Source organism: bacterium (assembly GCA_021372515.1).
Lineage (GTDB): Bacteria > Gemmatimonadota > Glassbacteria > GWA2-58-10 > GWA2-58-10 > JAJFUG01.
In genome coordinates this window covers 24,085-44,530 of record JAJFUG010000119.1, presented here as the reverse complement: position 1 = coordinate 44,530, position 20,446 = coordinate 24,085, and the positions used below count along the sequence as shown (strand labels likewise).

The window sequence follows — 20,446 nt, the reverse complement described above, 5'->3', positions numbered from 1 at the left end:
GCGGGAAAGAGGGAGGCCGGCCCCAGGCGCTCACCGCCTTCCGGGGTCCTTAGATTGCACGCAGAGAACCTTATCGTAAAAACATTGCTGCGATATGCCGGAGCGGACACGTCTCACCGCTCCGGCTTTTTTCCGCCCCGGCCCTCCACAGCTGGGGCTTTTTTACAAATATGAGAAAGCAATAATAAAGAATGAGAATTCGGCAAAACGCATCAATTGTGTCTTGCTTGTCCTTCAATAAGTTATCTCGTCTTCTCCGCCAGGCACGTTTCTTGACTCCCATCCGGACAGCCTGCTTCAAAGCCCCGCCACTAACGACCCCATAAGGAGCCAGTATATGTCCGCTGTCCGTAACCTGATTGCACTGCTCATCCTGTCAAGCCTTGTCTGCCTTACCGTCGCCCTCGCCGCGCCCGCGGTCCCGAAAGTCGAGCGGGTCAAGCCGCTGGAATCGGTGCGCCTGGACTCGCTGCCCGGCGTATTCTTCACCGAGGACCTGGAAAAGATCACCCGGCTTTCGGAGCGTTTCCAGGACGTGAGCACCAACAACGGCCATTTCGACATCTCCACGCGCGACCCGCTGAGCGGAAAGCACTCGATCCAGCAGGAGTACCTGCCCCTGACCGAATACGGCGCGGGCGAGGACCCGGGCAGCGCGGGCTGGGCCATGCGCTTCTTCGGTGACTCGCCAATGTTCACCTCCAGCATTCCGGACGACCAGAAAAAACCCTGCACCACCCTGGTGGCGCGCTGGTACCACAAGTACGAGGAGGGCTTCCAGCCGCGGGACGGCTACTGGCCGAACAAGAACGCCCGGATGCGCTGCTACGGCTACGGCGATTACAACTCCATCTACGCGGTCTATTTCTGGACCGACGGGCTGGACGGGCACCTCTCGATGGAGGCCAGCACCAAGGCCCCCGGCGCGCACCGCGACTGGGTGCCCAACCACTACACGGACTTTTTCTACTCAGAGGCGCAGAACGTGGGCCGCTGGGTGCACTATGAGATGCGGCTCAGCCTGGGCGAGGGCCGTAACTCCGACCGTCTGCAGGCCTGGGCGGATGGCCTCCTGATCTGCGACGTGGCCGGGCACGACATTGCCTCCGGCTATCGCGAACAAACGATCAACGCCATGATGTGGGACTGCTACTGGAACGGCGGCAGCCCCAGGCGCCAGAGCCGTTTCTATGATGACCTGGTGATGAGCACCGAGCCGGTGGGGCCGCTGCGCACCGGGCCGAACCCGGTGATAGTAAAAAGCGGGTTCACCGGGGATGCGATGGATGCCGTCCAGGCGGGCTGGGAGGTGGAGGTCGCCGAGGGCCGTCAGCTGCCCATGCGCGCAATCCAGACCATTGACGGGGTGGTGACGCGCTACGACAATCCCAAGCTCGACTGCACCGTGGTCTGGCGCGGAGCGGTTGAGGGCGCGGCCAACCAGGTTACAGTAGACACGCTCTCCGGCGCGTTCAGCGGGCCGCGCGCGGGACAGAACGGGCTGGCCCCCAACACGCTGCATTTCGTGCGGGTGCGCCAGCGCGACAGCTCCGGCGCCTGGTCCGACTGGTCCGGCTGGCACTCGGGTTTCGCCACGGTCTGGGCCGAGGGCACTGCGCCTCAGGACCGCTCCCTCCCGGCCGGCTACATGCGCGAAACCTCCGCCGCGATCATCGACCCCGATTCAACCGCGCCCTCGATCCAGGGCGCCGCCGGCCCGGCCAGCAGCGCGGACACCCACGGCCCCTACACAGTTAACGCGCAGGTGAGCGATGAGCATCTGATGGACGTTTATCTCTACTATCGCGCCGCGACTGACACAATCTACCAGCGCGTGACGATGACCGCCGGGGCGGACAGCCGCTACAGCGGCGGTATTCCGGGGTTCCCCGCCGGGACGCAGGTTTTCTACTACATGCGCGTCCGCGACCTTAAGTGGAACACCACCTACTGGCCCGCCGATTACGCCAGCGCCCCGGCCTCGTTCAACGTGCTGAACGGGGATGTGAACGGGGACGGTAAAGTGGGGCTGCTGGACATACTCAGCCTGTTGTTGAAAAGCCTTACCGAGCCCTACAACGCAGCGCTTGATTTCAACGCGGACGGCCATTGCAGCGCGGCGGACGCCGTGGCCCTGGCCAGAGGCCTACTATAACCAAAGCTTTGAATTGATTGCAGGGGCACGGCGCGCCGTGCCCCTATTTATTGAGATAAATCCCCCTCGCTCCCCCTTGGTCAAAGGGGGAGGCACTTACCCCGGCATGCGGCCTGGCTCATAAATCCCCCCCTATCCCACAACCGCTGTGTGCGGGTCTCCCCTTTTCCGCAGCCGGGACGGGGGGATTCTATGGAATAAAAAAGGGCGAACGTGAGGTTCGCCCTTTCGGATGTATCAAACTTCCCGGATATTTCATCCCCGCGCCTCAGCGCTGGATGTAGCGCTCGATCTGCTCCAGCGGGAAACCCTTGCGCAACAGCGGCTCGATGAAGCGGCGGTGGGTCGGGTCGATGTAGGCCTTTACGATCCGGCAGCCGTGCCCAGGCGTTATTGTTGCACCCTGGGGCTGCGCCGGCAGGAACACCGTGTCCCCGGTGCGCGCCTCCACTTTCTCCCCGTTCTCCCCGCAAATTTCCGCCGTGCCCCGCACCAGGGTGAGCACGAAGAACGTGCCGCCACCGGTGTCCAGGCGCAGCGTGCTCTCCAGGTCCAGCACCTCGGCGCTGAAATAACGGCAGGAGCAGTAGTGCGTAAAGCTGTTGCCGGCCTCGTGGTAGCTCAGGCCCGCGGCCTTGGCCTCGGTGCGGTCCTCGAAATCGGTCACGTCCAGGCCCTTGCCCAGGTGCAGCGGCCGCGGGCGGCCATCCGCACCCAGGCGTCCCCAGTCGCTCAGACGGTAGGTCATGTCGGAGTTCTGCTCGATCTCCAGGATGATCGTGCCCTCGCCTATGGCGTGCACCACCCCGGTGGGCATGAACAGGAAATCACCCTCCGCCACCGGATGGCTGACCAGCATCTCTTCCAGCCCCGCGCCGGTTTCGAGCGCCCGGCGGAACGCCTCCCGCGTCACCCCCGCGGTCAGGCCGCGCACCACCGTGGCCCCGGGCTTGGCGTACACCACGTACCAACACTCGGTCTTCCCGTACTCGCCGTCATGCTCCAGGGCGTAGGAGTCACTGGGGTGCACCTGCAGCGAGAGGAGCTGGTTCGAGTCGATGAACTTGGTCAACAGCGGAAACACCTCCCCCGGCGCTGGCACCCGGCCCAGAATCTCCTGCGGGTATTTGAGGTACAGCTCGTGGAACGGCGCCCCGGCCAGGGGGCCGTTGACCGGTGCGGTGATATCACCCCGGTAGTCCGAGAGCTCCCAGCTCTCGCCGATCATCTTCCCATCCGGCAGGTCCTTGTTCAGCACGCTCTGCATCAGACGGCCGCCCCAGATTTTCTCCTTGAAAATGGGGGCGAGCAGAAACGGGTACAGTTTCTCTTTGGTCATTCTCGATCATCCCTCTGAATTTGTTGTCCCACGGATGTGCCGCCCGGCGTCTCGTCAGCCTGCGGAGCGACCAGCTCCAGCACGGCCTGCTCCAGCTCCGTCATCCCCAGGCCGCTGGTGGAGGAGGTGAGCAGCACCTGTCCGCGCTCCAGCGCACCGCCCATTTCCTTGAGCAGAGTTGCCACAGCCTGGGACTGCTGCGCGCGTTTCAGCTTGTCGGCCTTGGTCAGGGCGACCAGCGTGGGAATGCCCTTCCCGGCCAGGTAGTGCAGCATCTTACGGTCGCTGTCCATCAGGATATGGCGGCTGTCGACCAGGCAGACCACTCCGCGCAGGCCGCGGCTGCGCTCCAGGTAGCCCTCGATCAGGCGCTGCCACTTCTCGCGCACCTCGACCGGCAGCTTGGTGAAACCGTAGCCCGGCAGGTCGACCAGGTAGAATACACTGTTGGCCAGAAAGAAATGCAGCTTACGGGTCTTGCCCGGAGTGCCGCTCGCCGCGGCCAGCTTGTGACGGCCGCACAGCTTGTTGATGAGCGTGGACTTGCCCACATTGCTGCGCCCGGCGAACGCCACCTGGGGCAGGTCGTCCGGCGGATTGTCTCCCGGCCGCCAGAAAGCCCCGGCCGGCTCGACGGATTTGATTTTCTGGCCGCTGGCCTTCTTCGAGTCCATCCGGGTCCCCACAGGAAATGTGTAATCGAACGGGCGAACAGTGGTCCGCCCGTAAGCACCGCGAACGAATGACTCAACTCGACAAAATAAAGTAAAACGGGCTGTTCCAAAAGACAAAAATACAGGGGCACGGCGCACCGTGCCCCTTCGCAACGATCCTCATTGCAATGGATTACATTCCACTCAATGCTGGTACTGGCTGCCCGGGGCGCTTTCCTGCACCTCACGCGCCGTGGTCGTCGGGCCCAGGCCCGTGGCCGGGGGCAGCGGAGCGGCCAGGGCGATAGCCAGGGCCTCATCCACCGACTCCACGAAACGGATGTCGGCGCGCTCGCGCACCTCGCGCGGCAGCTCCTCCTGGTCCTTGCGGTTGGCCGCCGGCCAGATTATCACGTTCACGCCCGCGCGCAGGGCGGCCACGGTCTTCTCGTTCAGCCCGCCCACCGGCAGCACCCGTCCACGCAGGGTCACCTCGCCGGTCATGGAGACATCCCGCCGCACCGGCACGCCGCTCAGGGCGCTCACTATGGCCGTGGCGATCGCCACCCCGGCCGAGGGACCGTCCTTGGGCGTGGCCCCCTCCGGCACGTGGATATGGATGTCCAGCTTGCGGTAAAAATCCGCCTCCAGCCCGAAATCGCGCCAACGCGAGCGCACGTAGGTCAGCGCCGCCTCGGCCGACTCTTTCATCACATCGCCCAGCTTGCCGGTCAGGGTCAGCTTGCCCTTGCCGTCCAGAGTCGCCACCTCGATCTGCAGCAGCGCCCCGCCCGCGCCGGTCCAGGCCATGCCGTTGGCCAGGCCCACCCGGTCGGCGCCCTCCAGTTCGGTGTCCAGGAACTTGGGCGCGCCCAGGAACTCACCCAGCACGCCGGGGGTGACCCGGATCGGCTTGCGGCGCTTGCGGCCCTCGGCCAGCTTGCGCGCGCTCTTTCGGCAGATCGCCTCGATGGAGCGCTCCAGGGTGCGCACCCCGGCCTCACGGGTGTAGTGCTCGATCACCGAGTCGATGGTCCGGTCGGTGATCTCCACCTGCTCCGGCTTGATCCCGTGGGCCTTGATCTGCTTGGGCACCAGGAACCGGCGGGCGATCTCGCGCTTCTCATCGTGAAGGTAGCCCGGCAAGGTGATCAGCTCCATGCGGTCGCGCAGCGGGTCGGGTATCTGGTGCGCGTAGTTGGCCGTGGTGATGAACATGACCTTGGAAAGGTCGTAGTCCACCTCCATGTAATGGTCCACGAACTGGGTATTCTGCTCCGGATCCAGCACCTCGAGCAGGGCCGAGGAGGGATCGCCCCGGTAGTCGGTGCTCAGCTTGTCGATCTCGTCGATCAGGATCACGGGGTTTATCACCCCGACCCGCTTCATCGACTGGATGATCTTGCCCGGCATGGCCCCGATGTAAGTGCGGCGGTGGCCGCGTATCTCGGCCTCGTCCCGCACGCCGCCCACGGACAGGCGGGTCATCTTGCGTCCCAGCGCCCGGGCGATGGACTGGCCGAGCGAGGTCTTGCCCACGCCCGGAGGCCCGACAAAGCAGAGGATCGGGCCGCGCAGCTCGCCGGCCAGCTTGGCCACGGCGATATACTCCACGATGCGGTCCTTGATCTTCTGCAGGCCGTAATGGTCCTCGTCCAGGATACGGGCCACCTCGTCCACCTCCAGGCGGCTCTTGGTGGCCTCGTGCCAGGGCAGCGAGACGATCCAGTCCAGATAGTTGCGCACCACGGTGGCCTCGGGGCTCATCGCGCTCATGCGCGCGAGCTTGGTGACTTCCTTCTCGGCCTTGGCCAGCACCTCGGCGGGCAGCTTTTTTTTCTGCAACTGGGCGCGCAGCTCCTCGATCTCATCGTAGCCCTCCTCATCGTGGCCCAGCTCGCGGTGGATCGCCTTGAGCTGCTCCTGGAGGTAGAACTCGCGCTGGTTCTTCATGATCTGGCGCTTGACGTTGTCGTCGATCTTGCGCTCCAGGCGCAGGATCTCCATCTCCGCGTTCAGGTACTGGCAGACCAGGGCGAAATGCCGCTCCAGGGATTCGGCCTCCAGGATACGCTGCTTGTCGGTCATGCGGATCAGAAGGTGGCCGGCGATGATGTAGCCCTGGCGCAGAAGGTTGTCCACGTTCTGGGTCGCGGTGAGCAGCTCATCCGGCAGACGGCTGTTGAGCTTGACGTATTCCTCGAACAGGCGCATGGCCTTACGGCTCAGGGCCTGCAGTTCCTTGCCGCCAGCCAGGTCGAACGGCAGCACCTCGAAACGGGCGCGCAGGTATTCCTGGCCCGGCAGGTAACGGCGGATGCGCGCCTTTTCCAGCCCCTCGACCAGCACCTTCAGGGTGCCGTCCGGCAGGCGCACCGATTGCAGAATCCGGCCGACCACCCCCACGCGGTTGAGGTCTTTCCCGGAGGGCTCCTCGTTCTCGCCGTCCAGCTGCGACACCAGCAGGATCAGGCGCTCGGCCAGCATGGCCGACTCGATCCCGGCCACGGAGTTGGGCCGGCCGACCATCAGCGGGATAACCATGTAGGGGAACACCACCACGTCCCTGAGCGGCAGCACCGGCAGGATGTCGGCGGTCTCGAACTCTTCCCCGTCCTTACTGAACTGTAGTCTCGTTTCCGGCATAGCTTTAAAAACCTTCCTACTTGTTGTATGGATACCAGAAGAGCCGCATGCCCTCGCGCCAGCGACAGCGGCCCTGTGCAATACCGAGGCTGTAAAGTGGACCTTTCGGTCGCTTAACCTTGATACCCCGGCCGGGGCCTGAGGTTCGTCTACTCCTGTAACTTGCGTTCTTTCTTGGGGATAGCCCGGATGAGCAGGAACGGGTTGTCCTTGACCGCATCGCTGAGCAGGTGCAGGTCATAGCTGGCCTGGCGGATGTTCTCCAGGGCCTGGGTCAGGCTGCCGGAGTTGGTCGTGAGCAGGGCGTTGGCGCCCTGGGCCGTGGTGTCGATCCGGGCCAGGGTTGTCCCGGCCTGGGCGATCAGCACCTGGGCGCTGCCGGCCAGGCGCTGGAACGAGGTGTCGGCCCCGTCCACGAACCGGCTGATGTTACGCAGCAGGGAATCCATCGAGGCGGCGGCCTCGTTCATGTTGGTCAGCACCTCGCTGACCCGCGGGTTGACCGTGCGCAGCACCGAGTTGGTCTGCTCGATGATCGAGTCGATCCGGGCCGTGTTCTGCGGGCTGAGCAGACTGTGCACCGAGTGCAGGATCGCCTGGACCGTGTCACCCACCGTGTCGAATTTCTCCAGCACGTCCGACAGTTCCAGCATCTCCTTGCTCTGGATCAGGTCGCCGGGCGTCAGCAACTCGGCGCCGCCCGCGCCGGGGTTCAGCTCCAGGTGCTGCTCGCTGGTGATCGAGACGAAGCTGAGGTAGGCGGTCGTGCCGGCCTTGACCGGCAGTCCCTGCGGCACCTCGACAGTCAGCTCCAGGGCGTCACCGCCCTCCAGGAGGCTCACGTCGCTTATTTTACCCACCAGCATCCCGCCCATGCGCACCGGCGAACCGGTCTCCAGCCCTCCGATGTAGGACAGGTGCACCCGGTAATGGTCCACCGGCTTCCAGAACTTGGCCCCGCTGATCCCGACCAGGAATGCGGACAGGATCAGTACTGAGATCAGGATCCAGACACCGGCCTTGATCTCGGAGGAGCGGTAGCGCGCGTTTCTTCCCATGTAGTCGGTCCCGTGGCTGGCGGACAGAGTGGAGCGCCGTAAGGCTTCAGAATCGGTTCTCGGTCAGGGCGCGCACGTAGCGCCCGGTGTCCTGGTCGTCGCGGACCTCGGGCTGGCGCTCGATGAACTGTCGCACCCGCTCGTTGCCGCTGGCGCGGAACTCGGCCAGGGTGCCCGCGAAAATGATGTCCCCGCGGTTCAGCATGATAAGCCTGTCGGCGATGGTGTAGACCGATTCCATCTCGTGGGTCACCACCACGATAGTCATCTTGAGCGCCCGCTTGAGCTTCAGGATAAGCTGGTCCAGGCCGGCGCCGATGATCGGGTCGAGCCCGGCCGAGGGCTCGTCGCAGAACAGTATCTCCGGGTCCATGGCGATGGCCCGGGCGAACGCGGCGCGCTTGCGCATGCCGCCCGACAGCTCCGAGGGCATGTAGTTCTCGAACCCGCTCAGCCCCACCATCTCCAGCTTGATCCGGGTCATGATCTGGATTGTCGATTCCTCCAGGCGGGTGTGCTCCCGGAGCGGCAGGGCCACATTGTCACCCACGCTCATCGAGTTGAACATCGCCGCGCTCTGGAACACCACCCCCACCTTGCGCAGGATGTCGTACAGCTCCGCCTCGCCCATGCGCGTGATGTCCTGGCCCTTGATCAGTATCTGTCCGCCGGCGGGCCGCTCCAGGCCGATGATGTGGCGCAGCAGGGTGCTCTTGCCGCTGCCGCTGCCGCCCAGGATCACCATCGTCTCGCCCCGGCGCACGTCCATGCTCACCCCGTCCAGCACCGGGCGGTCGTTGTAGGCCACGCTCAGGTCGCGCACTTCCAGGATCTTCTCGTCCAGGGCCGGCTCGTGGTTTTCCATGCTCACCACAGGTAGTAGAAAACAGCGGTGAAAAAGGCGTCCGCAAGGATGATCAGAAAAATGGAGACCACCACCGACAGCGTGGTGCGCCGTCCCACCCCCTCGGCCCCGCCCTCGACCGCAAAGCCCATGTAGCAGCCGGTCAGCCCGATCAGCAGGGCGAAGACCCAACTCTTGATCAGGCCGGTCACGATATCCTTGAGCACCAGCGCCTGGATCGTGCGGTTGAGGTAGCGCACAAAACCCAGGTCCAGGTTCAGCACGCCCATGGTGAACCCGCCGCCGATGCCGATGAAATCGGACAGCACAGTCAGGCAGGGGACCATGATCGCCAGGGCCAGCAGCTTGGGCACCACCAGGAACTTGACCGGGTTGAACCCCATCGACCTGAGCGCGTCGATCTCCTCGCCCACCTTCATCGAGCCGATCTCGGCGGCGATCCCGCTGCCCGAGCGCCCGGCCACGATGATCGCGGTCATCAGGGGGCCCAGCTCGCGGGTCTGGGCCACGGCCACCAGGTTGGCGGTGAAAATGGTGGCGCCGAACTGCTGGAGCTGGTAGGCGCTCTGCATGGCCAGGATCAGGCCGATGGAGAACGAGATCAGCGCCACGATGGGCACCGCGCTCACCCCCACCTTGACCATCTCGTCGAACGTGCTGCCCACGCGCAGGCCCTTGCCGGTCAGCGGGGCGACAAAAGTCCAGTAGAGGCTGTCCCGGAGGAGCCGGCGGATGAGCCGCACCTGCTCGAACAGGCCGAAACCCCAACGGCCGATCCGGCCGACAACCGAGACGACCAAGCCCTGTCCGGCCTGTTCCGACTCCGCCATGAAAACATGCTCCGTGTGGGCTTATAGTTTTACGCCGGTCCTCGCCGCGGCATGCTCTCAGCCGGCCGTGGAGGCCTCTTCCCTGGAGGCGAAGATCGAGAAGACCTTGTCCAGGCGTGACAGCTCGAACACCTCGCGCACCGAGGGTTTCAGCCCGGCGATACGGAAACGTCCGCCGTAGCGCCCGGACAGCTGCAAGCCCTCGACCAGGGTGGCCACACCGCTGGAGTCCATGTAGTCCACGCCTTCGAGGTCGATCACTATCAGCGGGACCTTTTTCTTGGCCTGCGCGGTGATCGCCTTGCGCATGCCGGGACTGCTGTAGAGGTCGACATCCCCGCTGACCGAGATTACCGCAAGCTCGCCCTCCCTGTTGACCGAAACTTCCAAGCTCAGTCCCCTTTCCTCTTGCCCAGGTACTTGACCAGGCGCAGCACCGTGCCGCGGTCCTGGTTCGTGCGGTAACGGACCCGGTCCATCACCGAATGGATGAGCATAACTCCCAGCCCCCCGGGACGCACGCTGCGCTGGTCCTGCAGCTCGCGACGGTGCTGCTCCAGGCAATCGTTAAGGCGGGCCAGGTCGATCGCTCCGCCGTAGTCGCGGATCGTGACCACCAGGCGGTCGGGCAGCATGCGCAGACGCACCAGGATATCGCCGTGGTACCCGCCGCCGCCGCAATGACGGATGATGTTGGTGCAGCTCTCATCCACCGCCAGGGTGATCGCGTTGATCTCGCGCGGATCGAACCCCATCACCTCGCAGGCCGCGGCCACGGTCCGCCGGACCAGACGCAGCAGCTTGGGGTTGGAGGGGACCTTGAGGTCGAGATATTCCTGCGGCATTATCCCAGCCACCTCAGGACAAGGACCGTGATGTCGTCGAACTGCTTTTCCGTTCCGCAATGCTCGAGCACCGCAGCGATGATCCGGTCGACCAGCGCGGAGGCCGACCCGTGGAACCCACCGAGCAGCCGCTCGATGCCCTCCAGGGTGAAAACCTCCCCCACGGTGTTCTTGGCGTCCATCACCCCGTCGGAGAACATCACCAGCGTGTCCCCCCGCTCGAGCGTCACCCTGCCCTCGCTGAACTCGGCCGGGTCCTGGATGCCCAGCGGGATACCCTCGCCGCCGGTGAGCCGCCGCAGCCCCGAGCCGCTGCCCTGGCAGAGGTAGGGTGGCAGGTGGCCGGCGTTGACATACGACAGTGTACCGCTGTCCGTGTCCAGGGTCAGGTAGACCATGGTCACGAACATGCCCTGCTGGCTGCGCTCGGTCAGCATCTCGTTCAGGATGTGCATCGTGGGCACCGGTTCCTCGGCCTGGTGGGCATAGAACCGGAAATCGCTCAGCAGGCGCGCCATGTACAGCGCCGCCGGCACACCCTTGCCCGAGACATCCCCGATGGTCAGGCCGAACAGCTCGGGCCGCAGCTCGATGCAGTCGTAGAAATCGCCGCCCACCATGCTGGCGGGAAGGTTGCGCGCGGCGATCTCGAAAAGCCCTTCCTTTGTCATCGAAAACGAGCGCGGCAGAAAACCCTGCTGTATGGTTGAAGCCATTTCGAGTTGTTGCTCCATCAATTGTGATTGCACGAGCCGCTTGTGCATCTGCGCGTTCTGCACCGCCACCGCCACCGCCCGGCAGAACGTCTCGAACAGGCGCAGGTCCTCGGCATCGAAACTCTTGCCGTCCGTGCGGTTGAGAACCTCGGCCACCCCGATCACCCGGTTCTGGACAATCAGTGGAGCGCAGAGAATGCTGCGGGTGATAAAACCGGTCTGGCGGTCCACATCCGGGCAGAAACGCTCATCCCTGGACACATCCGGCACCACCAGCGACTTGCCGGTCTGGGCCACCCAGCCGGCGATGCCCTGGCCGATCTCCAGGCTCATGCCCCCTTTGAGCCTATCGCCCACCTCGCCCAGAGCGATCCTGCACTCCAGACGGCCGGTGGCCTCGTCGATCAGCATCAGGTTGCTGGCCTCGGAGTCCATCACCCGCTGGCTGGTCTCCAGTACACGGCGGATCAACTCGTCCAGCTCAAAAGTGGAACTGATGATTACACTTACCTCGATCATGCTGGAAAAAAACGCCAGCCTGCGCCGCAACGATTCGATCTCACGCTGCTGGCTGGAGACCACCTGCTCGAGCTCGGCTGCCTGCATCGCTCCTCCTGGCGGATATAACGGAATTGTACCGCAGCCGTGGCAATAAATCAAGTGGAAAGCCTGGCGGTCGGGACAATGCCGGGTGCTGACATCCGTTCGGGATACGGTGATGCTGTGGTGGGAACAGCGCCGGTCGGGGTTCTAATGGTAAAGGCCGAACTTCTTCAGCCGGTAGATGAACGTGTCGCGCGACATCGACAGCAGGCGGGCGGCGCGGCTCTGGTTGTTGCCCGAGCGCTCCAGGGCCTGGACCAGGGTCTCGCGCTCGTGCTCCTCCCAGTCCAGCCCCTGCTCCGGGATACGGAACCCCCCCACGGCGCGGGTCTCGCCAACCGGCGAGGCGACCTGGATGTCCTGCCGCTCCAGCCGCGGGCCGACCGCAAAGAGCATGGCGCGCTCGATCACGTTGCGCAACTCGCGCACGTTGCCCGGCCAGTCATGCGACAGCAGGCAATCCGCTGCGGCCGGGCTTAACCCGCTCACCTGCTTGTTGAACTGGACGTTGAACTCGCCGACGAACTTCTCGGCGATGGACAGCACATCCCGGCCCAGGCGGCGCAGGGGCGGCAGCTCGCAGCTGACCACGTTGATCCGGTAGAACAGGTCGTTGCGGAACCGTCCCTGCTCGATCAGGCTCTCCAGCGACTGGTTGCTGGCCGCGATCAGGCGCACTGTCACCTGGCGCTCCACCACCTCGCCGATCCGGCGGAAACTCCGGTTCTCCAGGAACGAAAGCAGCTTGGACTGCACCTCCAGCGGCACCTCTGCGATCTCGTCCAGGAACAGCGTGCCGCCGTCCGCCTGCTCGACAATACCCTCCTTGTCCGCGGCCGCCCCGGTGAAGGAGCCGCGGCGGTAGCCGAACAGCTCGGCCTCGATCAGGCTGGCCGGCACCGCGGCGCAGTTGAGTTCCACGAACGGGGCCTCGGCCAGCGGGCTGTTGTAGTGGATGATCCGGGCGGCCAGGTTCTTGCCGCTGCCGCTCTCACCGCGCAGCATCACGCTGGTCGTACTGGCGCCGGCCAGACGGATGAGCATCTCGCGGCTGGCGCGGATCAACTCATGCTCGCCCAGCAGGGCCGAGGGGATGTAGCGGCTCTTGCGGTCCTTGTTCAGCCCGGCGATACGTGTGCGCAGACGGTCAAGCTCCAGGCTGTTACGCACGGTCAGGAGCAGTTCCTCGAAATTGAGCGGCTTGGTGATGTAGTCGCTGGCCCCCAGCTTGAGGGCCTCCACCGCGGTCTGCACGCTGGCGTGGGCGGTCATCAGGATCACGGGCAGGCGCGGGTTCATGGCCCGTATCTCCTTGAGCAGCGAGATACCGTCCAGCTCCGGCAGCATCAGGTCGGTCAGCACCAGGTCGGGCAGGCCCTCGCGTTTCATGGTCTCCAGGGCCTGGCGCGAGGAGAGGAAACAGCGCAGGCGGTACTCCTGGTCGCTGAACACCTCCTTTAGCAGCTCGACGCAGTCGCGGTCGTCCTCGATTATGTACAGCGTGGCGTTCAAGGTTCACCCGCTTCGAGAGTGTCGCTGAATAGGAGCCGCCCGGCCAGACGGGCCACAGTGGCCGGCCCGATGCCGCGCACGCGGGAGGCCAGGTCGGCCCCGTCACGGAACGGCCCGCCGCTGGACCGCTCGGCCACGATCCGTCCGGCCAGCTCCGGGCCGATCCCCTCCAGGCCGGTCAGTTCCCCGGCCGTGGCGTGGTTGACCGCCACCGGGCCGCTGCGGCGCAGGTACTCACGCTCGAGCATCCGGCGGGCCAGGCTGTCGGACGGCGCGGCGGCGGGCAGACTGCTGCGGGCCGCTGCACGGCGCTCCAGGGCGCCGCCCGCCCAGAACCCGGCCAGGGCCAACGCAGCCAGGACCAGCGCGGCCCGGGCCTCCCATGAATTAAGATACTGCGACACGCGGCCTCGGAGCAATCAGAAATCCAGGGTGACACTCATCTTCATCATGATCGTCACGCGCGTGGTTCCGTTCTTGCGGTCCTTGTTGGTGTTGTAGGAAGCCGACAGGCTCCCGATCACCTGCGCGAAATCGTAGGAAAGGGTGGGCGTGATTGTCAGGTCCTCGGTGTCGCGGTTGATGATCTCCTCCTCAACCTCGCCGACCGCGCTCAAGACCTGGGTCAGGTTCTGCGAGATACGCTTGCGTACATCCATGGCCGCACGCACGTTGCTCTGGATTTTCAGTGCGCGCAACAGCGGCAGGTTGATGCCGTGCGGGGCGCTGAAACTGTACTGCAAGTTGAACGCGTCCTCGTCCGATACGGTCAGGGCTCGGCGGCTCTGGTCCAGAAGCTCGTCCCGCTTTACCGAGCTGCTCTTGGTGTACAGGGTGCGCACCGTGCCGCTCTTGCCCCAGTTGGCCGCCACGCGGGCCTTGGGGTTCCAGCGCTCCTCGCGGCTCATCACTTCCAGACCGGCCGGGTTGTCATCGGATATCTTGATGCTGTTCTCGGTGATGCTCTTTTTCAGCTCGTAGCCCGAGGACACATCGACACTGAACAGGAAACTCCGCACGAACGGCGGCAGGTAGACATTCGAGTAATCGAAAGTCAGCTCCGGCCCTTTCTCGCGGGTGGCGCGATAGCCGTTGATCGTATGGTTGTTGCTGCCCTGCTCGACATAGTTCGAGCCGATCTTGGCGTTGCCGGGCAGACGGATGCCGCTCTGGTAGGCGCGGGTGAAGCTCCAGGTGTAGGAGCTGAAATCCGCGGTGTCGCCCAGGCTGGGCCGCAGACGGGTCGCCTCGTCCAGGCCCTCGAGCCCGAGCTGGTAGAGGAAACCCGGGTTGCGCTCCATTTTTTCCCAGCGATCCTGCTCCCTCTTGGTGGCCTGGAACGACAGCGGATCGAAGCTGTCGAGCATGTAGTTTATCGGATGGAACAGGTAGCGGTCAAAGAACCCCCCACCGCCTTCCGCTCCACCCTTGGCGCCGGCAGCCGCTGCACCCGGCGTGCGCCGCGGCTGCCGCTTGTAGGCCGCTGAGGAGCTGGCCTCCGCCTTCTCGTCTTTCTTGCCCGAGGCCTTGTCCGGGTCGGTGAGACGGACCCCGGCCAGGGACTGACGGAACTGCGGCAGCATGAAACGCAGACCGGCGGTCTGCTGGTTGTCCGCGTCGAACTTGCGGAAATCGCCGTTGTTCCCGAAGCTCTGGGCGTACTGCGGGTTGTGGTCGTTGTTGTAGTTCGCGCTGAAACGGTAAGTCGGCTGCAGCCACGGCAGCGAGCGCGGGCTGAGGTCCAGCGTGGCCTGCTGACGGCGGGCGATCTCGTTGCCGATGTTCATCCCGAGCAGCTTGCTCCCCCGGGCGGTCTCCTGCATGTTCCGCTGGGTCTGGAGGTTGAACGTGCTCTGGATGCTCTGGAACGGTCGGTACTGGACCCGGGCGATGTTGGTCGAGGTGTAGACCGAGTCCAGGCGGAACAGTTTCGAGGTGTTGTCGTAAGACTGGGTTTTGCGGTAATCCGTGGTGGTGGAAAGCTCGAAATCGTTCGGCATGTAACGGAAACGGGCGCCGGCCAGGTCATTGGTCAGCGTGTTGTTCTTGAGGAAATACGGCAGCGGCACGTACTTGGCCCAACCGAAAGCCGAGGGCGGGAACACGGCCACCTCGGCCTCGCGCGGCAGGGTGGCGCGGTAGGCGATACGGCTGTTGATCGACAGCGACGAGTTCAGGTTACGCGGCGCCGTGCGGGTGTTGCTGCTGTAGCTGACCTGGCTGGTCAGACGGTCGAAAAGCAGCTTCGAGGCCAGCGAGGTCCCGCGGCTCTTGGTATAGCTGAAATTGAACGTGTTGGTCTTCGTTTCCGTCTTGTAGAAATCCTTGTTTTGCTGGGATAAGATCGTCACATCCTCGCTTCCTGGATGGAAACGGGGCAGGTCGAGCTGGTACTGGGTGTTGAGGTTGACCGGCAGCCGCAAGCCCCAGTCCTCGGGCGTGAAACGGTCGAGGTTGATCGTGCCGCCGACATTGTACTTGAACGAGCTGGCGGTGGGGATCGATTCGTTCAGGTTCCTGAACTTATTGTCCCGGTTGCTGATGCCGAAACTCAGCCGGCCGAGGTCCGATAGCTGCGCCTCCACCTGCAGACGGGTGTTCAGACCGAACTCCTTGATCACGTCGGTCAGGCGCACGTCATCGATCCAGACCTCGCCCGAGACCGGCACGCCGCTGTTCTCATTGGCCACGCCCACGGTCATGATCGAAATCTTGGTCAACGAGGGATTGCCCTTGATCCGGTAATTGCCGCGCTTGACATCCTGCGTGAAATTCTGGATCTGGTTCAGGTTGAGCGCTCCCTGCAGGCTGTCTTTCAGGGTGAGGAAGCCGCTGAACGGGACATCCACCTCTTTCCAGCCCGTATCCACCGGACAGGAATACTCGTAGAAATTGTCGCGGTCCGTGCCGATACGCAGCAGGAAAATGGGTTTCGGCTCGTAGTAGCCCTGCCGCCCGTTGATGAAAAAGCTCATGGCGGCGTAATCCAGGTAGCTCTGCTGGTTGTTCTCGGCCTTGAGCGCCCAACCCTCGTAGCCGCGCTGGAGGGCCTCAAACTTGATCGCCAGGGCCGCCTCCTGCGCGGTGAAACTCTCGGTGTTGCCGCTCCGGTTGTACTTGTTGATCGTGGCGCTGATCGTGGGCGGCGGATAGTACTCGTTGTTCAGGATCGTGTTGATCGAGCTGATCGTCACCGCGCCGTGGTTGGCCACGGCGCTCAGGGCGGCCTCGCGCGCGGCCTCCTCCTCGCTGGCCGGGGTGTAGAGCGTGTCCGAGGCCAGGGTGTCGACCAGGGTCTCCTCCAGACGGCGGACCACGCCCTCCTCGTTGGGCTTGAACCGGTTGCCCACGAAATTGATCGCCGCGAAATCGACCGTGTCGATCTTGGCGAAATCGTAGAACGACAGGCGCACCTGCAGGATGTTGGACAGCGAGGGGTTGTTTATGTGTTCGTAGTACTGCTCGTACCGGCTGCCTTCCTTGGGTAGCGGGATTTCGAGCAGATACCAGTTGTCGGCGCCCAGGATGTTGACCAGGTCCTTGCGCACCCCGTTCGGGTCGAAATCCACCTGGTCGACCAGCACCTTGCGGTCCACCTCGGGGATGAACACGCCGGGCGGCGGTATGATCTCCATGCGCTCCAGGTCGATGGTGACGCGGAAGAGGCGTTCCTGCTGGTCCAGGGCGCCGTTGTGGTTCAGGTCCTCGGTGTCGAAATTGTTGCCGATCTGCCCCTTGTTGTTGCCCTCGGTCAGGTTCAGGCGGCGCGCGTCCACCCCGCCGTCCAGCGGGCGGTAGTAGTCGTCGTTGCCGTCATCGCCCAGCACATTCGCGCCGTCCGCCCCCTCGACCCCGTCCAGACCGGTGTCTTCGTTGTAGTCCAGCCGGCCGTCGAAATTGCGGTCCTCGGTGTCCAGGTTGCCCACCCCCACCAACTCGCCTTCCTTGTTGAACCGCACCTGGTCCTCATCCACCCGTCCGAAATCGATGATCAGCTTGCCCTGGTCGCGGCCGGTGGCGATATAGACCTGCAGGAACTCGCGGTCGTTCATGCCCAGCACGCCGGTGTCGCTCACCGGCTGGGTCACGCTGCGCCAGCTCTGGCGGCGCTCCAGCTCGTTGTTACCGCGCGGGGTGAAAATGAACGACATCACCTGCACCGGCACGTCGCGGTTCAGCTCGGTGCGGCCCTCTATCCGGCCGTAGACATCCTCTTCGTTGAACCCGTAGCGGTTCTGGGTCAGGTAGTAGGGGTCGAACCACCAGACATCTCCGGCGCGGGCCCTCTCGAACAGGTCGAAATTGCCGTCCGCGGACTTGGGCACGCTGCCCAGGCGCCAGCTCTGGAACGCCATCATCAGGCTCGGGTTCTCGATCTTCGAGGTCTCGAAATCCTCGATGAGCACGCCGCCGCGGGTGTTGGGGTTGGGGTTGCTGAACGCCAGGCCGCCGGTAATGTCCAGCTTGGAGGGTGTGCGGCTCTCCAGCATGGGCAGACGGTTGATCCATTCGGTCAGCCGCTCGCTGTCGAACTCGAACTTGCCGCCGAACTCGCCCAGAATATTGGTCTTGGGCTCATCGCCCAGGCGCACGAACGAGCGGTCCACGCTCTCCACGTTCTGGATGAACAGCGTGCTGGTCAGGTAGTTCTTGCGCTGCGGGTCAAGCTCGTACTCGTTGTGGAAACCGAACAGGCTGGTGTTGCCGGTCTGGAAAAGAGCCACCTGCTCGTAATCCACCTTGATCTCGCTGTTGGGTGGAATTTCCAGTCCGGGTTTAAGCGTGAGCTGGCCGAACTCGTAGTCGATCGTGTAGTCCGTGTCCCGGCGCAGGATCTTGTCGTTCATGTAGATACGCTCTGAGTCCTTGATGATCTGCATCGCGCCCAGCTCGAAAGTGCGGGCCGAGGAGCCCTCGGCGCGGTTGTAGCGCACCACGATGTTGTATTTCTGGTGCTCGAGGGTGTTCAGGCGGCTGGGGTCGTCCTCCACGTACATCTGCTGGTTGCGGGTCAGCAGGTTGAACTCCTTGCCGTCCTCGTCGTAGGGCTTGTTGAACGGCTCCAGCGAGGGGAAGAAGATCAGGCCGTGCTGGAAATCGATGTAGATGCGGTCCACCTTCGTGTCGGCGTCGTTGTCCAGGCCGAAGATGTCGAGGAAGGTGCGGCCGCCCTCATCGTAGCGCGGCGGGGTCTGGTTGGTGAAGATGTCGATCGCAAAGGTCTGCTGGCTGATCTGGGAGCCGCTGCCGAACGAGTAGACGTTGCGCAGCATCAGGTTCCAGGAGGGGTGCTCCGGGCTCATCAGGGCGGTCTTGATGAGCTTCAGGCGCAGCGTGTCCCCGTCGCTCGTGCCCACCTGGCGGCCGCCCTGCTCGGTGTAGATCGTCCCGATCTTCTCATCGTCGGCCACCCAGCCGATGAAGCTGATCGCGATGCCGCACTGTTCGAGCACGAAATCGGTGTTGATCACCATTTCGTTGAAGAAGCCGAACTCGTTGTAGGGGGAATCGGGGTCGATGTTGGTCGGGTCGAGGTACATCACGCCGGGACGGGCCTGGTTCTCGCCCTGGTTGTTGTTTTCGAACTTGTTGTCGTCCTTGAACACCCGCACCTTGGTCGGCCGCTTCGTCTCATCGGCCAGCGGGGCGCCGCCGCGGTCGAGGAACTTGATGTGGCTCGTGGCGATCAGGCCCGGGTCGATCAGCAGGAAATGACGGTTGCGGCTGAAATTGACATCCCGGAAAAATGTCGAGTCGCTGGCCTCGGCGTCCCCGGAGACCGGTATCTTGATGTTCTTCTTGCTGGACTCGCCCTCTTCCTTCGAGGCGATGAACGTGGTGGTCAAGGCTCCCAGGCGGGTCTGGCCCATGATCCCGAAATTGCCGCGCGGGATGTTGGCCGCCACCAGCATGCTGGGCGGCAGGCTCAGGTTGACATCGCCCAGTTGCAGGCTCTGCAGGATCTCGTCCTCCTCGCCCTGGTACTCCACCTCGATCCGGTTGCGGTTGGCAAACTCGTTCTGCGAGTTGTAGTCCACGAACACGTGGATCTTGGTCCCGATCACGCCCTCGATGTTGATCTGCTGGCGCTGGTCCAGTTTCAGGCGCGGGAACTTGCTCTGGCGGCGGAACAGGCCGGTGTCCTCCGGCTTCTGGAACGTGCTGGTGCCGCTCATTTCGGTCACGCTGCGGCCGTGGATAGACAGCGAGCCGGTGCCCTCGCCGATGATCGAGGCCAGGGCCTTGGGCATCAGGTCGGGCAGGTTGATCTCCGGCATCATGCCGCGTTTCTGCTGACTGGCCGCGCTGGCCACTTCGCCGGTGAGGTACTGGTTGGAGATCGCCTCGAACAGGGTGTCTTCCTTGACCTTGGCCCGTTCCTGCAGGAAATCGAAGACCGAGCTGTGGCGCACCTCGAGCACCATCATGCCCTTATCGGAGGGAATGACGATGTCCTCGTTCACGGCCCCGGTTTCCAGGTCGTAATCGATATCCCGGCGGGCCGGCTCTTTGGTGGACAGGATGGGTTGGTAGGTCTTGTAGCCCAGACGGTTGGTGACAGGCTTGGGCAGCTCGACCGGCAGCTTGGTGGTCACATAGGTCGAATCGTCCTGCGCGACCAGTGTCGGGGCGACACAGGCGAGCAGGATCAGCACGCCGGTCAGAATCCCCGGCAGCCGCCGATATCTTTGTCTGGCAGAGTGCAGAAGAGTCATGGTTTTCCACGTTCAGTTCGGTAAGGCCGGGGCCCGGCCCCGGTAAGATCGCCGCTCTCCATAGCACGCTCTTTTCCCGTCGCCCGGCAGCCACTCTGGTCCATCGCCCGGCTTCACCGACGGGAAACCACCTATTATATACAAAAGAGCTCTGGATAACAATAGAACTGGCTGCCGTTTGTTCCGTGCTAATGCGGAAAACCCTCCGCACGGCACGCAGCCCGTCTCCCCCGCAGACCGGGAAACCACACCGCGTGCCGGCAGGACCGAAAGTGTACATTTTGTGTCAGGGGGGGCGAACTGCTGGCGGCGCGGGTGCACCCGGGGCGGACCTCGCCGCCGCCGGGCGCGCGGCCCATGGGGATTAAACCCCGGGCCGCAGGCCATCTCAGGCGCAGAGCCAGAAAATACTTGTTTATTGCCGTCGCCGGGAGTATTCTTTTATCTTCTTGAAAGCCAATTCGATAATTTCAAATTTAATGAAAAGTTCTCGCCGGAGAAAGCCCTC

At 63.8% G+C, this 20,446-nt stretch carries 13 protein-coding genes; 1 reads left to right on the top strand and 12 read right to left on the bottom strand.

Features of this window, described 5'->3' with window-relative positions; genetic code table 11:
* Positions 1–337 precede the first annotated feature (337 nt).
* On the top strand, positions 338–2,155 hold the full coding sequence (locus LLH00_12030) for a dockerin type I domain-containing protein (protein MCE5271995.1): 1,818 nt from the start codon (positions 338–340) through the stop codon (positions 2,153–2,155).
* Positions 2,156–2,423: 268 nt separating this feature from the next.
* Here the strand turns inward: LLH00_12030 and LLH00_12025 are convergent, their stop codons facing one another.
* The 12 genes from LLH00_12025 to sprA form a co-directional block, all read right to left on the bottom strand.
* The gene (locus LLH00_12025; protein ID MCE5271994.1) at positions 2,424–3,494 is read right to left on the bottom strand and encodes a class I mannose-6-phosphate isomerase; all 1,071 of its coding nucleotides are present in this window, start codon (positions 3,492–3,494) and stop codon (positions 2,424–2,426) included.
* Complete coding sequence (gene yihA, locus LLH00_12020; protein ID MCE5271993.1) at positions 3,491–4,168, bottom strand: ribosome biogenesis GTP-binding protein YihA/YsxC; 678 nt, start codon at positions 4,166–4,168, stop codon at positions 3,491–3,493. Before yihA ends, LLH00_12025 begins: the two co-directional genes overlap by 4 nt.
* Positions 4,169–4,351: 183 nt before the next feature.
* On the bottom strand, positions 4,352–6,793 hold the full coding sequence (lon, locus tag LLH00_12015; protein MCE5271992.1) for an endopeptidase La: 2,442 nt from the start codon (positions 6,791–6,793) through the stop codon (positions 4,352–4,354).
* Between the two features lie 149 nt (positions 6,794–6,942).
* Positions 6,943–7,851 (bottom strand): MlaD family protein, encoded by a 909-nt coding sequence (locus LLH00_12010; protein MCE5271991.1) that lies wholly within the window; start codon positions 7,849–7,851, stop codon positions 6,943–6,945.
* Positions 7,852–7,897: 46 nt separating this feature from the next.
* Positions 7,898–8,716 (bottom strand): ABC transporter ATP-binding protein, encoded by an 819-nt coding sequence (locus LLH00_12005; protein MCE5271990.1) that lies wholly within the window; start codon positions 8,714–8,716, stop codon positions 7,898–7,900.
* A gap of 2 nt (positions 8,717–8,718) precedes the next feature.
* Positions 8,719–9,546: an ABC transporter permease gene (locus LLH00_12000; protein ID MCE5271989.1), complete on the bottom strand. Its 828-nt coding sequence runs from the start codon at positions 9,544–9,546 to the stop codon at positions 8,719–8,721.
* A gap of 57 nt (positions 9,547–9,603) precedes the next feature.
* Positions 9,604–9,936: an STAS domain-containing protein gene (locus LLH00_11995; GenBank protein ID MCE5271988.1), complete on the bottom strand. Its 333-nt coding sequence runs from the start codon at positions 9,934–9,936 to the stop codon at positions 9,604–9,606.
* Positions 9,937–9,938: 2 nt separating this feature from the next.
* Positions 9,939–10,391: an ATP-binding protein gene (locus tag LLH00_11990; GenBank protein ID MCE5271987.1), complete on the bottom strand. Its 453-nt coding sequence runs from the start codon at positions 10,389–10,391 to the stop codon at positions 9,939–9,941.
* Entirely contained in the window at positions 10,391–11,713 is a 1,323-nt protein-coding gene (locus LLH00_11985; GenBank protein ID MCE5271986.1) for a SpoIIE family protein phosphatase, read from the bottom strand. Before LLH00_11985 ends, LLH00_11990 begins: the two co-directional genes overlap by 1 nt.
* Positions 11,714–11,857: 144 nt before the next feature.
* A complete protein-coding gene (locus LLH00_11980; GenBank protein MCE5271985.1) occupies positions 11,858–13,222 on the bottom strand; it encodes a sigma-54 dependent transcriptional regulator in 1,365 nt (454 codons plus the stop codon).
* Positions 13,219–13,626, bottom strand: a complete 408-nt coding sequence (locus LLH00_11975) for a helix-hairpin-helix domain-containing protein (protein ID MCE5271984.1) — start codon at positions 13,624–13,626, stop codon at positions 13,219–13,221. The genes LLH00_11980 and LLH00_11975 overlap by 4 nt, the downstream gene beginning before the upstream one ends.
* 15 nt (positions 13,627–13,641) lie before the next feature.
* Entirely contained in the window at positions 13,642–19,878 is a 6,237-nt protein-coding gene (sprA, locus tag LLH00_11970) for a cell surface protein SprA (protein ID MCE5271983.1), read from the bottom strand.
* Positions 19,879–20,446: the final 568 nt, after the last annotated feature.